Consider the following 12,102-nt stretch of genomic DNA (forward strand, 5'->3'; position numbering starts at 1 on the left):
ATGGGAAGCATCGTCTACCGGGCCAGCAAGGACCAGGCTGTTCATGACGAACTGCACAGCGTCGCAGCTTTTGCTGCGGTGCTCGCTCATCGCGCGATCGGCAACCGGCTGTGGTTCCTGGCGCAGAACCGCTCGGGCGAGCACGCCGGGCGGATCTGGATCGGCCTGACCCTCATCGATTGCAGGAAGGGCGAGGCAGCCGTCAAGAGCATGGACGAAAGCTGCGGGCCGTACTACTTCGACTGCCCGCTGGCCTTCCTGGATCGTGCCAGTCCTCCGACTGGACCCTACGCAGGCCCCTGGCGCGAGAAGGTGCGCGAGTTCCATGCGAACCGCACCGCCAAACGAGCGGCCATCCGCCCGGGCCTGCGCGTCTCCTACGGCGAATCGACGTACGTGCTGCGCCGAAGTCTCGGCCGCCGTGGCTGGGACGTCGCGCGAGAAAGCGACGGCCTGATCTGCCGCCTGAAATCCCGACAGCTCGGCAAGGCAACGGTGCTGCCGTCCCAAGACAAACATCCACAAGAGAAACATCCATGAAAACCAGATTCCGGCAGCACATCACGGTGCCGCCCTATACCCGCGACCCCTTCGCGCAGGACATGTTCAAGTGGTCGGCCGACTTCGATATTCCCTCGATTGGCGACGACGTGCTCATCCGCATCAACGGCATCGGCCGCGCCAAGGTGGTGGGCTACGCCTCGCAGGGCGGCTACCTGGGGGTGATGACGGTGCCGTACAGCCCGCCTGATTGGTGGACTCTCCAGAACGGGCCGCCCAGCCCCGACAACGCGGCACTGGCGTTCGGCGCGGAGATCTCGCCCATCGACACCGGGGAGGGCGCATGAACAGCGCACCGTCCATGCCCCGCACGGTGGTGGTGTTCAGCATCGAGCTTGCCGTCTTCGATGAGGAGGCGCTCGCCGGTGCTGCCAGGGTGCGTGCACGCGAGGATGGCCTGGACGATGAGGCGTGGGCGTCGATGCGCTCGGGCATCTCGGATGACCTGGTCATGCTGCTGGATCCGGGCCTCATTGCCGATGCGGGCTTCGAAATCCTTCAGTCGACATGCGAGGTGTGCGAGGTGAACGAAGGGAGCCAGCATGCCGCCGACCAACGTTGAGTTCGTCACCGAGCTGATGGAGTTCAGCGCCCACGGGGCGCTCATCCAGGCATTCGTGATGCAGGCGCTGGAGCAGTACGCCAGGCGCGTCGCTGAAACGGATCCACAAGCACTGGACACCCCCATGGTCAGCGGCCACGCCTGGCACGGCTGCGCTGTGGAGGTGCGAGACAAGCTGGCCGGAAGGCTGGGTCGCAACGACCCGATCCCGCCTGCCACTTCGCCCACGCAAAGACGCTGACCCTCGGCGTTAGCGGACTCGCTGCAACTGCGTACAGGCGCCCTGCCTGTGCATCGGACCTCCCGGTCCGCCTTCATCCCCTACGCACGCACCCACCATGCCCCGGCCTCTCTGGCCTGGAGCGTGGTGGAGGTGCGCGCGTGGGTCTGGCTCGCCCTTTATCGCCCCTTAGGGCCGGCACTTCATGGCGTCGCCGTCAACGGCTGCGCTCACAACATAGAGGATCAACTTTGTTTATTCCGATCATGGCGGAGGCACACGCTCGCCCGCAATCAACACCGCCGTCCCGGGAACGGCTGAATCACTCTCCTGCGGCTTCCAGCAAGCAGGACACCTGCACCTATCACCTGGTGCGCGTCAGCCGCAACCGCAAGACCGGCCCGATTCCGGTGACCACGACGAGTGCGAACTCGTGCCCACCGAGTTGCAGTTTCAAAGGCAATGGCTGCTATGCCGAAAGCGGACCCCTGGCCATTCATTGGCGCAGCGTGTCCGAGGGGCGGCGAGGCCACAGCTTTGATGAATTGCTTCAGGAGATCACCACCTTGCGGCGCCATGCCCTGTGGCGTCACAACCAGGCGGGTGATCTGACGCCCGAAGCGCCCGGCGTCATTGATGCCGAGAAGCTCACGCGGCTGGCTATGGCGAACCGGGGGCGTCGCGGATTCACCTACACCCACTATCCGCCCACACCCCAAAACCAGGCGGCGATCCGCCATGCGAACTGGCTGGGCTTCACGGTCAACCTCAGTGCCGAGACCTTGGTCCAGGCCGACGCGTATGCGGATCTGGGCATCGCGCCGGTGGTGGTCGTCCTGCCCCAGGGGCTCACCAAGTCCATCCGTACGCCAGCCGGGCGCCTGGTGATCGTCTGTCCTGCCAGCACCGGCAACTCCGATTGCCTGAACTGCGGGATCTGTCAGCAACGCGATCGCGCCGCCATCGTGGGCTTCCCGGCCCACGGCGCAGGCGCCCAGCGCGTGCAGGAGATCTTCTTCAAGGGAAGGCCCTCATGAGAAGCACACCTGACGCGATACCCGCGCAGGGCGCGGCCGGCCAGAAGGAGATGTTCCCGCTCGACGAAGCGTTCTTGCAGCGGGTGGACCGCGTGATGCTGCAGCGCAAGCAAACCGATCCGTTCCAGCAGGAAGCGGCTTGGCGCGCCACCGAAGAGGAGGCCAGGTTGCGACAACTCCAGTTTCCAGATGAAGAACCTGTCCGTGTCCCTCTACTTTGAATGCGGCATCAGAACGCCGCTCTCCCTATCTCCTTCTTCCACCTCGACGACACAGACCCCGGCGCCCTCTCAAGGGACCGGGGTTTGGTCCTTGTGGAGCTGGAGATTCACCTCACCAACCAGAAAGAAAGAGATAAGGACATCGCCATGAACATCTGCTACGGGCCGATTGACTACCTGACGGCCTTCGCGTTCGTGCTCGCGACCGGAATCCTCTTGGGCCTTGGGCTGGGATGGAGTTTCTGCAGCTACTGGCGCCGGGACTCTTTTGGGGGCCTTTGAAGGAAACCGGCGAACACCTGGCCAGCAGATCACCACATCGCCATCGAGTCGGCCGGCTCGATGGCCACGCCCCGTTTCCGCAGGGGTTTCACCGGCTCGCCCCAGCGGATTGAAAGGGCGGGCTGGACAAGATTTCAATCACATCAAGGATTGCTCATGCACAAAGAACAGGCCTTGACGCCGAACGCTTTCGAGCGCATCGCCGTTGGCAAGGTCGTCATCGCGGATGGCGCCTTCCAGAGAAAGACAACCACATGGCCCATCTCGAACACCTGTTTGTAAGGGGCATCCGCTTCGACACCGAAGTTCAGTACCTCGCACAGGATGCAAAGGGTCTCGTGTACGAGAACCTGCCCATCTGCAAATCGGCATCGGCCGAAACTTGTGCGCTTGCCAGCGTGATCCAGTGCCTCGCGGTACTGGGGCAGTTGTCTCGTCAGCAAATGCGAGAGGCCCAGCGCCTGGCTCGAAAGGCATTGCAGGGAACTGGCGACGACAGCGTTCTGCGCTGTATCGATGCTGCTGGCTTGCCCATCGTCGTCGAATTGCACGCCTCAGATTCCGGCCAAGCGGGCCACGTCGGGACGACCGCATTGGAGGCGCTGCGCACGGGTCGAGCATGCCTGGTGCACTTCGAATCCGCCGCCGCCAACCGATGGGCGACAGTGATCGGGGTGGAGTGGGAGCGCGGCACCGGCGAGCCCCGGGCGTTGTTGTTGCTGGACGCCAGCGCAAGTGAACCCTGGGCCTGCGCTCACAACGTGCGCATCGAGCTGCAAGCCGAGGCGGGCAGGTCAGTACGCGCGAGCCCGGGGTTCATGCTGAACTGCCGTCACCTCACGGGAGAAGCCTGCGCCGTTCGGCTGCGTAGCCTGGTCGTCTTGCGGCGCGAGACGTCTGCCGGTGTCTAGCTGCGACGATTACTTCGCTTCTTCACTGGATAAGGGCGTGCGGTGCGGGGCGCTCGGGTCAATGTCACATCAAGATCGCGCTGCTGCGGCAAGTCCGGGTCCATCAGCTCATGGGCAGGTGCGCCGATGGCTTTGGAAATCAGCTCGATGTTGTCGATGGAGATGTTGCGCTGGCCGCGTTCCAGCGTGCCAACGAAGGCCCGGTCCAATCCGGCCTCGGCGGCCATGCGCTCCTGCGACATGCCCGCGTGAATGCGCATCAGGCGGATATTGCGGGCAAACACCAGGCGAAGAGAAAGAGGAGCGGCACGAGGCATGCCCTCGATGCTCGAAAAACGAGGTGTTTGAAACCACGGTGTTTGAAACCCTTTAACATTCGGATGCAATCAATGAAGTCATCGAGCGACGCGCGGGATATGGGCACGGCCCTGCCCCGTGGGGTTCGTCTTGATCAAAAAGGAGATTCAAACACGTCTTTATAGGATTCTCGAGAACTGAGTCCGCGTTTCGAGTGGCAGCCGGGTTTGTCCGGCCGCTGGAACAAGTCAGCGTCGCGTACGACGTCTCTGGGCGCAGCGTGCCCTGTTATTCAGAACCCAACCATGAACATCCACTTCCACAAAAATAACCAAACTCGCTTCGTCAAGCACGGCTTCTCGTGGCAGCTCTTCTTCTTCGGACCGATCGCATTCCTGATGCGTGGTCAATGGCCGCTGGCACTGCTGTGCGCGGTCTTCCTGTACGCGACTTTCTTCGTCGTGGGTCTCGCCATCTTGCTGGTGCTCGACCCCGCCGAAGACTGGGTGGCGCAGACCTGGGCGATCCTCATCGCCTGCGGACTGGTGGGGCATTTCGGAAACAGGATCTCGGCGCGCTCCTATGTGAAGAACGGTTGGATGCCGGTCGATACCTTCCCGCCCGACTGGAATATCCCGCAGCTGATTGCGCCCAAGCCCGCCGACACCAAGCTCAATTGAATGGCCTCCGACCGGCGCGGCTGCACTCGGGCGGCCTCGCTTCAACTCCATCTTCTTTCAAGGCCTCTCATGAAAACCATGCTCGGCACCGCCTTCGCGGTGCTCACCGCGATCGTCTTGACACCGTTGGCGCTTGCCAAAGGCGATCCGCTCATCAACCCCGATGCCGTGAGGCACCAGATCGACCGATCGGCCATGGAGATTCAGATTCAGGGCTGGTCCCGCGACCTCAAGTACCCGGTCTATCCGATCCAGGTCCAAGCAGGCGGCAGCGGCGTGTACTACACGACCACCGAGCGCGTGAAGGCCTACAGGGAATTCGACTTCGACGAACTGCGCTGCGAGATCGGTGACGCCGACCGCGCAGTGTTGAAAGCACCGGGATATGCCTGCGCCGACGGCGTGTGTGTGACCAAGGAGGGGGCCGTGCTGGGCACGGATCCCCGACGCCCGGCTAATCGCAAGCACAAGTGCTGAGCGAAGTGCCTCCACTTATTTCGTTCTATCCCTCAACCCTTTCCAGGGTGAACACCCATGAAATTCATCGACATCTTCAAGACTCTAGGCCTGACCTTGGCCGTTTCCGTGTTGGCCGCTTGCGGTGATGCCAAGATTGGCGCCGTGCAAGACAGCGTCCCTGCAGGCCAAGAATTCAGCTACGGTGAGATCCTGGGCAAGGCCAAGGAATGCAGTGGCGACTGGACCAGCGAAGTCGTGAACAACCGGACGATCGTGACCTATACCTGCGGCGTCAAGCTCAACGATGCGATCAAGGCTGCATTCGAGAAGTCGCACCAGCAGGCCATGGCCGATCTCGACACTGCCGCGAAGAACCAGATGGGTTGGCACGAAGGCAACCTCACAACGGCCCGTGGGGCTCTGCATCGCACGGGTTACGAAGTTGAGAGTGCCAAAGCGCGACTCAACGAACTGCGCAGCCAGATTGCTCGGGGCGATGAAAGCTATGCTGCGCTCGAGCACGGCCAGGATCAGAGCAACCAATTTCGCATGAGCTGGCCAGGCACGCGAGAGCGGATGCTTGCTGATATCGAGCAAATTGAAGCTCGAGAACGCGAACAGGTCACGGCTCTGCAAGCGCGCGTTGACGGCTTCTCGGCATGGACGGACCGCTACGCAGAAGCGATCGAGAAGACCACCGAGGTCGTGAAAAAGAAGATCACCGCGCAATACGACGCCGAGCAGTCGGTGTCGTTCAAGGTGGCGTTCTTGTATCGCGAGAATCTTCCCGCACAGATGATCAAGAGCACTCTCACGGTGCTCGGGCAAGAGCGCGAGTCGACGATCTGGCACTACCTGCAGGTCGGCCGGGGCGTGACGGATCTGGTGGTGAGCTACCTGCGCGAAGTGCGCACGATGCCCGTCGCTGAACTGTACTCAGAGGCGTTTCCGTACGTCACAGACACATCCACCAGCGGGTACAGGCTCAAAGATCGGTCAGCGACTTCCGAGTAAGCCAGCATGGAGTCCTCCCGATGGGAGGGCTCCCTTGCCTTTCCATTTTTTTGTTCAGGCGTCAAGGCCGTCCTTGTGCCGCAACTTGGCATATCGACAGCGAACTCGGATCGTTCGGTGAAAGCATCAATCGCCAGTCGTCCTTAGCCCTTGGCTAACGCAGCAGATGCCAGTTCGCTCCGACAAGTATCGCGCGGCCTTGTTTCTGCAGCCACACATAGCCTTGATCGATCAACAACTGCAGAGCTTGATCGAATCGAGATGCGGGCAAAGGTTTTGCACACCACTTCTTGACCTCTCCTCGCGCCAGGAAGCCCAGACCCCGAGCCGCGATCGAGCGCAAGGCATCGGCAACTACGTGGGCGTCGATGACACGTTGGTCACCTGGCTGCCCGGAACCGAATTTCAAGACAAACTGGTTGAGATGCCAATATCCAACTTGACGGGCGCGCTCCAAGACCTCGTAGCTAAGGGGGCCCTCATGACCCTCGATGCCGTAGAGCATGCCGGCGATGCGGACTATGCTCTCTGCCGTCTTACCGGCGTGGCCAGCGACATCGTTCAGGATCATGCCTTTGCCTAAGTGAGCCTGGATGTGATTGTAGATTTCGTCGAAGTGCCGCGCAGACTGCTCCGAGAACGTGATCACCTTGCGGGGGAGGCCGGCTTGGCGACGTTGCTCGCCTTCCTTAAAAGCCCTAGCCACATATTCGCCCATGCAGTCGATGTCGTGATAGGAGGCAATCTGATCGGCCCGCAAAAAACGCTCGCCCAAGGTCGAATGAGGAATCGTCAGAAGCATGCGCGCGGTCAACCCGCTACCGTGGGCCAAGTGGCCTCTGGTAGCGAAGATATTGTTAAGGACCGGGCCCTGCAGCGCGAAGTGACTAGACACACGATAGTCGGCGACGATGATGCGCTCCTTGTCGACTCGGTCCTTCATGATTGGGGTCGAGTCCCAAGCACTGTTCAGAAGGTCGGTCGCACGGCCCAATCGACCGCTCAGCAGTCCGCCTGCTTCGGTCGAGACGATATACACCGACTTCGATCCCTCGCCGATGAGATTCTCAAGTGCCCCCGGTGTGACATTGTCAAGGACCACTTTCCGAATCGCCACTTTCGCAGGACGGCGAGCCATCAGGTTCTTGTGATCGCTTTTCAAGTCACTCATGTCTTCGCCCTCGCTCGCTGCTTGCTCGAAACGTTTGCGAAGCACGCGCTCTTCCGCCTTCCAAGCGGCCTCTTCCGCCAAGCAGTCCAAGCGGGATTGCACGTGTTCGTTGTTCAGCTTCTCCTCGTGCTTGCGAGTAAAGCCGACAAAGGGTCGGGAGGCAGTGTCCTTGCCTTGACTGGAATCCGCACTGATCAAGTCAAACGCAGACACCGGTGATGGCGCGCAGCGGGGGCGCTGAATGTCGTAGCTGTCTTGCACGCAGACGTGACCGACAGAGCGTGCATAGCTAGCAATCATTTCGACCGCGACACCGGTATTCGCCTGATGCTGGCGAACTGCCGGAGCCAGTACCGGCCCTAGCGCATCGATGGGATAGTCCAACGGATTCGGAACGCCGGGCGGTGCGTTCAAGGAAGAAGTTTTGAGGTAGTTCTGATAGGTCAAGGGAGTCATCCTTCAAGTTAGTCGGCGATCCCTATTTAATAGATCACGCGAACCAAAGAGAAGTACGTGAGCTCAGCTGAAGGAGGCGAAGGGAGAAGATGTTCGGAACATCGCAGAAATCGCGTCGGTGCGATTCGAAATTCGACGACAGGGAACTATCTCGACGGTCGATTTGACGGTGTTTTCATCGCGTAAAAATCTTCTCTCGACGACATCTACTCAGTTCGATTCCATGGGCTCTAGCACACGTCCTTGCGAATCGAGAAATCACATCTAGACTGGTGCCACATCACAGCAAGTGGTGGTCCTATCTCGACGAAGCGTTGTCGGGAAAAATCCCAAGGAGTCTCAGCACAGGTTTATAAGTTTTCCCGAGATAGATCGATTTACGCGAATGCGAAGTTTAGGAATGTATGTTATCCATTTCAACTCACTAAATAGAAAAGTCCATCTGCTACTTAGAGAGGAGCGACCAAGACACTCACGAAAGAAAGAAAAGTACATAGCGAGAGGAAATCTATGCGCTCGGAAGAGCACCTCGACAAACTGATGGCCATCGAGCCATCTCCTAGGTACTTCATCGGAGATGACCCAATTCGGCGAGAGGGAAAGAACGACGAACATCGAATTTCGAAGAATATCAAAACGATCGCCAACTTCGTTCGGACGATTGTTAATTCCAGTCGAAATCTATTTACTCTGAGGAGCAAGCTTCAAGGGCCGGAGCCGATTCACATTCACTACGAGGGGCGTAGGCTGATCAATGCAGTTTCAAAGCGACTGCGAGAGTTTGAGGAGTACTTCCCAGGCAACGCGATCAACCCTTACATCGAACTGCTGAGAAGTGCCGTTCGCTCGGATCCAAGTCTCATATACGCGGATCTCGATCTGAAGTCTGCGAAGGGGGAAGAAGCCAGGCGGCTGTACGCGAAGCTGACGAATCTCGTCGAGAGCCTTCGACGAGAAGGGCGAGCAGAAGCTTTCAAGAAGGAGTTGGATGCCCGACGACGGCAATGTCAGAAGAATCAGAAATCTGCTGAAGACTACATCGATGCAATTTTCAAGTATCGTGCATCAAAGAACCTAGCCATCCGCATTGACTTGGCGTGTGGCTGCGAAACCGCGGAGCGCCGGGGCATCGTTAGCACGGTCGACGTAGAGCAAGCGAAGGAGGAACTAGATCGATTCATACGGTACGTACGAGAGAAGTATCCGCTGACCGGATGGATGGCGACCCTTGAGTACGGTCTGATGACAGGGCTTCACTTTCATGTGTTGATCTTCATCGATGGTCACCAGCAATTTGGCGGGGCTGCCCTGGGCTACCTGTTCGGCGAGCATTGGAAGAACAAGATTACCGAGGGAAGAGGGCGGTACTACAACTGCAACGCTGCGTGGTATCGGGAGAACGGGGTCGGGATGATTTGGCACTATGACGCAGCCAAGCGCGAGATCCTGATGTCAAGGGTTGTGTCGTATCTGACAAAGTCAGATTTCTGGATCAAGTTCCAGGGGATGAAGAAGACTTTTTTCAAGGGGCAAATGCCTTCGAAAGCGGAGATGGAGGAGAAAGAGAATTCGATGGGTCGGCCGCGCAAGCAGCTCAACGCGGATAGTGGACTTGAGGTTGATCTGGCGGTGTATGGATGGGGGGTCATCGCATCGCGCTGTCGTCCGATCGCGTAGACAAAAAAGCCCCGCCGAAGCGGGGCATGTCGTTCTAGAGAGTAGATGCTAGACAACCGCGTAGAAGGCTGCGCGCAGCCAGCCGCGGATCGTGCGGATCAGGCTCTCGGCGGGGAGCAAGGCCAGCCGATTGCGGATGACGAAGTCTTTCACGTGCGGGTAGATCGCGCGGGCGGCCTCGCCAGCGTTCTTCCAGCCCTCCTCGGGGCGCATTGAACGGAACAAGCGGAAGGCATATTCCTTGGCGGGGCGCAGACGCTCCTGTCGCGCCTTCCCACCCTTCACCCGGTCGTCTTTGCGCTTCTGCGTGGCCGCTGCTTCGGCGGCGAGCAGGATGTCGAACAGGCGGCATTGGGCATGAGCATTCGCGAGTAGGTCGGCCGTCGACTTCGGCACCAATGCCTTGGCCGCGATGCAGTACGCAAGTCCCGTTTCTAGTGCGGCGATCTGGTCGCATTTGGCTGCTCTTACGTAGCGATCCCAGGACGCCTTCGTCGCAGGCAGGATGAAAGTTGGGACATAGGTGTGGCAGTCGTTCGGCATCGGGTTCTGGCTGCGAACGTGGTCAACGAAAAACGGAAAGGGGACGCCGGTTTCCAGAGGATCCCAGCGCGATGCGATTTCGCGGCGGCAGGCGTTGATCCGGAAGAAGATGTCGATGTTGAAGTTCATGGAAAAGCTAGCTGTGGCATCGCGCCTTCTCGCTCCAAGTGCACGCCGTATGAGAGACGCGCTGGACTGGTAGAAGTGGGCACGAACTTGAATTTGTGAAAAGCAAAATGAAATTGGGTGGCGGGTATCGGAAAACTACGGTGCAGTTTCGGATGCGAGTCAACTGACAACCGTCGCTCCCCGAGAGGCCGGCTGCCACTGGTGCACTCCGCAATGCTTACTTGGAAAAGCGTTCCGAACCCAATTGCTCTAAGTAGGCATCTACTTCAGATTCGATCCAGACAACGGCTGCTGGGCGGCGACAGGTCGGCCCAGACTCGGCCGCCAGCGAGATCGGCAGGGGGAACTTTGGGTTGAATTGCTTGTTGCCGGGCGAAAGCCGTGCACAGATGTTGGAGTGCTTCAACCCGACGCGTTGCTCGAGTTGGCACAGGTCTAGGATGCGAATGCCAGCTTTTAATTGGCGGGCATGGAGGCCCTCTTCAGGCTGCGTCGGCAAGATTCCGATCGCCTCTTTCAGCTGGTCGACGCAATGAGGCGCGGTGGCACCTGGCTGTGCCATGGCAACGCAATCATCGGCGGGACCTTGGGTCGTCGTGCGACAGGGCGACTGTTCCCGTTTGCTCGAAAAGCCGAGCGTGACCGCTTGAGGATGCGGTTCCTCCGCGGGACGGAGGACCGAATGTGAGATAAGTTGAGGCATGAGACGCTTTCATGGCGACGACCTGCACCTGTTCTTCAGTGCTGTCCATCGCTTGCCGGCCGAAGCCGTTGTTGAACATGAAGCGGATGATGCATCGAGGAAACGGCCTAGATGTTGTCTAGACAAAGGGGAAAAAAATTCCTTTGATGGCAGGGGTTTAGCTCCGCTGCTCCAGACAAATCCAGACAAACTGGCTCAACGCTTCCTCGATTTTTCGGGACTGTTCGGGACTCGGCCTCAGTCGTGCGTCACCGTTTTTGCCATCCAATCGTGCGCGCTGACGCGATCCTCTTCTTCTTTCTTTGCGGCAAGAATTCTTTTCTCATCAAGCCTGCGCTTGTGCTTTCTTACGTATTCAATCGTCATGGCGAAGCGCTCCGCAACCACTTCATCGCTGTGATTGCGGGCAATCACGTCAAACTCCTCGTTCATCGCCGGGGTCCATCGTCTCCGGCTGCGGCTAGGACCTGGCTCACGTTGTGCCTCGTCGTTAGCAGCTAAGCTTGCCGGAGCCTTTTCGCTTTGCGGCTGGTCGTCTGCAGCTTCGGTTGTCGGAGCATCTTCACTTTCTGGCTCGTTGTCGAATGGGTCTTCCATGACCTCCTCCAAACGCAGGTCCATGCGCGCCAGATGCGCCCGAACGTCGTCTCGTACGAGGAAGGTAGGGGTCGCGGCTCGAAGAGCATCCATCGGGATTCGGTCGCTATCGAAGATTCGCACACGGCCTTTGCCAATCTGATCGCGAAGGAGTTCGCCATGTCGTAGCCACACCGCAACGCGTTCGTCCCGGTTTTGCAGGCGATTTGCCTGTGAATAGATCTGGGGTTCCCACACTGGCCGCTCATCCGCGGGGATCGCACGGTATGTCACGAGAAATTCGGCGATCTCGGCGTCGGTCATCTCAGAGTGAACCGTGGGAAGAGCGTGTGCGGGTTGCTCGAGGACACCGCGAAGCTGCACCACTTCCGCTTCGGACATGTCCTGACGTACCCCATAGATCCCGTCGTGATGTATGCACTTTCCCACTACGCCATTGAAGCCGGGCCGCGAAGTCGGATCGGGGCAGATGGTGCTGGCCAAGCGGAACAAGAATTTGTCATAGCTCAGCGGATGCGGGTACTCGAGAGATGGAGAGGTTGCGGGAGTAGACGGTGGCGAAGAAGGCGACATTGGTAGGAG

The 12,102-nt window shown here is 59.3% G+C and carries 17 protein-coding genes; 12 read left to right on the plus strand and 5 right to left on the minus strand.

Going from position 1 to position 12,102, the window contains the following annotated elements; genetic code table 11:
* From RZE79_RS05770 to RZE79_RS05805, 8 genes are all read left to right on the plus strand, one after another.
* Complete coding sequence (locus RZE79_RS05770) at positions 1-540, plus strand: hypothetical protein (protein ID WP_319359383.1); 540 nt, start codon at positions 1-3, stop codon at positions 538-540.
* Positions 537-848, plus strand: coding sequence for a hypothetical protein (locus tag RZE79_RS05775; protein ID WP_319359384.1), 312 nt, complete (start codon positions 537-539; stop codon positions 846-848). The genes RZE79_RS05770 and RZE79_RS05775 overlap by 4 nt, the downstream gene beginning before the upstream one ends.
* Positions 845-1,123: a hypothetical protein gene (locus tag RZE79_RS05780; protein WP_319359385.1), complete on the plus strand. Its 279-nt coding sequence runs from the start codon at positions 845-847 to the stop codon at positions 1,121-1,123. The genes RZE79_RS05775 and RZE79_RS05780 overlap by 4 nt, the downstream gene beginning before the upstream one ends.
* The gene (locus RZE79_RS05785; RefSeq protein ID WP_319359386.1) at positions 1,104-1,364 is read left to right on the plus strand and encodes a hypothetical protein; all 261 of its coding nucleotides are present in this window, start codon (positions 1,104-1,106) and stop codon (positions 1,362-1,364) included. Before RZE79_RS05780 ends, RZE79_RS05785 begins: the two co-directional genes overlap by 20 nt.
* Before the next feature lie 230 nt (positions 1,365-1,594).
* Positions 1,595-2,380 carry a hypothetical protein gene (locus tag RZE79_RS05790; protein WP_319359387.1) on the plus strand — a complete coding sequence of 262 codons (786 nt, stop codon included), beginning with the start codon at positions 1,595-1,597 and terminating at the stop codon, positions 2,378-2,380.
* Complete coding sequence (locus RZE79_RS05795; RefSeq protein ID WP_319359388.1) at positions 2,377-2,601, plus strand: hypothetical protein; 225 nt, start codon at positions 2,377-2,379, stop codon at positions 2,599-2,601. Before RZE79_RS05790 ends, RZE79_RS05795 begins: the two co-directional genes overlap by 4 nt.
* A 147-nt stretch (positions 2,602-2,748) precedes the next feature.
* Complete coding sequence (locus RZE79_RS05800; RefSeq protein ID WP_319359389.1) at positions 2,749-2,883, plus strand: hypothetical protein; 135 nt, start codon at positions 2,749-2,751, stop codon at positions 2,881-2,883.
* A gap of 254 nt (positions 2,884-3,137) precedes the next feature.
* Positions 3,138-3,794: a hypothetical protein gene (locus RZE79_RS05805; RefSeq protein ID WP_319359390.1), complete on the plus strand. Its 657-nt coding sequence runs from the start codon at positions 3,138-3,140 to the stop codon at positions 3,792-3,794.
* On the opposite strand, the gene RZE79_RS05810 is transcribed toward RZE79_RS05805, so the two are convergent.
* Positions 3,791-4,180, minus strand: a complete 390-nt coding sequence (locus tag RZE79_RS05810) for a helix-turn-helix transcriptional regulator (protein ID WP_319359391.1) — start codon at positions 4,178-4,180, stop codon at positions 3,791-3,793. The genes RZE79_RS05805 and RZE79_RS05810 overlap by 4 nt on opposite strands.
* 216 nt (positions 4,181-4,396) lie before the next feature.
* On the opposite strand from RZE79_RS05810, the gene RZE79_RS05815 reads away from it, so the two are divergent.
* The 3 genes from RZE79_RS05815 (at position 4,397) to RZE79_RS05825 (ending at position 6,244) form a co-directional block, all read left to right on the plus strand.
* Positions 4,397-4,771, plus strand: coding sequence for a hypothetical protein (locus tag RZE79_RS05815; protein ID WP_319359392.1), 375 nt, complete (start codon positions 4,397-4,399; stop codon positions 4,769-4,771).
* A gap of 69 nt (positions 4,772-4,840) precedes the next feature.
* Positions 4,841-5,248, plus strand: coding sequence for a hypothetical protein (locus RZE79_RS05820; protein WP_319359393.1), 408 nt, complete (start codon positions 4,841-4,843; stop codon positions 5,246-5,248).
* Between the two features lie 57 nt (positions 5,249-5,305).
* Positions 5,306-6,244: a hypothetical protein gene (locus tag RZE79_RS05825; protein WP_319359394.1), complete on the plus strand. Its 939-nt coding sequence runs from the start codon at positions 5,306-5,308 to the stop codon at positions 6,242-6,244.
* Positions 6,245-6,398: 154 nt separating this feature from the next.
* Here RZE79_RS05825 and RZE79_RS05830 read toward each other — a convergent pair whose 3' ends face one another.
* Positions 6,399-7,862 (minus strand): DUF3987 domain-containing protein, encoded by a 1,464-nt coding sequence (locus tag RZE79_RS05830; RefSeq protein WP_319359395.1) that lies wholly within the window; start codon positions 7,860-7,862, stop codon positions 6,399-6,401.
* Between the two features lie 519 nt (positions 7,863-8,381).
* Between RZE79_RS05830 and RZE79_RS05835 the strand changes: the two genes are divergently transcribed.
* Entirely contained in the window at positions 8,382-9,548 is a 1,167-nt protein-coding gene (locus RZE79_RS05835; protein ID WP_319359396.1) for a hypothetical protein, read from the plus strand.
* Between the two features lie 48 nt (positions 9,549-9,596).
* Here RZE79_RS05835 and RZE79_RS05840 read toward each other — a convergent pair whose 3' ends face one another.
* The 3 genes from RZE79_RS05840 to RZE79_RS05850 form a co-directional block, all read right to left on the minus strand.
* Positions 9,597-10,220, minus strand: coding sequence for a hypothetical protein (locus tag RZE79_RS05840; protein WP_319359397.1), 624 nt, complete (start codon positions 10,218-10,220; stop codon positions 9,597-9,599).
* Between the two features lie 217 nt (positions 10,221-10,437).
* Positions 10,438-10,782, minus strand: coding sequence for a hypothetical protein (locus tag RZE79_RS05845; RefSeq protein ID WP_319359398.1), 345 nt, complete (start codon positions 10,780-10,782; stop codon positions 10,438-10,440).
* Positions 10,783-11,160: 378 nt separating this feature from the next.
* A complete protein-coding gene (locus tag RZE79_RS05850) occupies positions 11,161-12,003 on the minus strand; it encodes a hypothetical protein (protein ID WP_319359399.1) in 843 nt (280 codons plus the stop codon).
* Positions 12,004-12,102: the final 99 nt, after the last annotated feature.

The organism is Variovorax sp. EBFNA2 (assembly GCF_033802765.1).
Taxonomy (GTDB): Bacteria; Pseudomonadota; Gammaproteobacteria; order Burkholderiales; family Burkholderiaceae_C; genus Variovorax; species Variovorax paradoxus_H.

Coding starts and splice junctions, on each gene's coding strand:
- RZE79_RS05770 (WP_319359383.1), top strand. CDS start 1: ATGGGAAGCATCGTCTACCGGGCCAGCAAGGACCAGGCTGTTCATGAC.
- RZE79_RS05775 (WP_319359384.1), top strand. CDS start 537: ATGAAAACCAGATTCCGGCAGCACATCACGGTGCCGCCCTATACCCGC.
- RZE79_RS05780 (WP_319359385.1), top strand. CDS start 845: ATGAACAGCGCACCGTCCATGCCCCGCACGGTGGTGGTGTTCAGCATC.
- RZE79_RS05785 (WP_319359386.1), top strand. CDS start 1,104: ATGCCGCCGACCAACGTTGAGTTCGTCACCGAGCTGATGGAGTTCAGC.
- RZE79_RS05795 (WP_319359388.1), top strand. CDS start 2,377: ATGAGAAGCACACCTGACGCGATACCCGCGCAGGGCGCGGCCGGCCAG.
- RZE79_RS05800 (WP_319359389.1), top strand. CDS start 2,749: ATGAACATCTGCTACGGGCCGATTGACTACCTGACGGCCTTCGCGTTC.
- RZE79_RS05805 (WP_319359390.1), top strand. CDS start 3,138: ATGGCCCATCTCGAACACCTGTTTGTAAGGGGCATCCGCTTCGACACC.
- RZE79_RS05815 (WP_319359392.1), top strand. CDS start 4,397: ATGAACATCCACTTCCACAAAAATAACCAAACTCGCTTCGTCAAGCAC.
- RZE79_RS05820 (WP_319359393.1), top strand. CDS start 4,841: ATGAAAACCATGCTCGGCACCGCCTTCGCGGTGCTCACCGCGATCGTC.
- RZE79_RS05825 (WP_319359394.1), top strand. CDS start 5,306: ATGAAATTCATCGACATCTTCAAGACTCTAGGCCTGACCTTGGCCGTT.
- RZE79_RS05835 (WP_319359396.1), top strand. CDS start 8,382: ATGCGCTCGGAAGAGCACCTCGACAAACTGATGGCCATCGAGCCATCT.
- RZE79_RS05840 (WP_319359397.1), bottom strand. CDS start 10,220: ATGAACTTCAACATCGACATCTTCTTCCGGATCAACGCCTGCCGCCGC.
- RZE79_RS05845 (WP_319359398.1), bottom strand. CDS start 10,782: ATGGCACAGCCAGGTGCCACCGCGCCTCATTGCGTCGACCAGCTGAAA.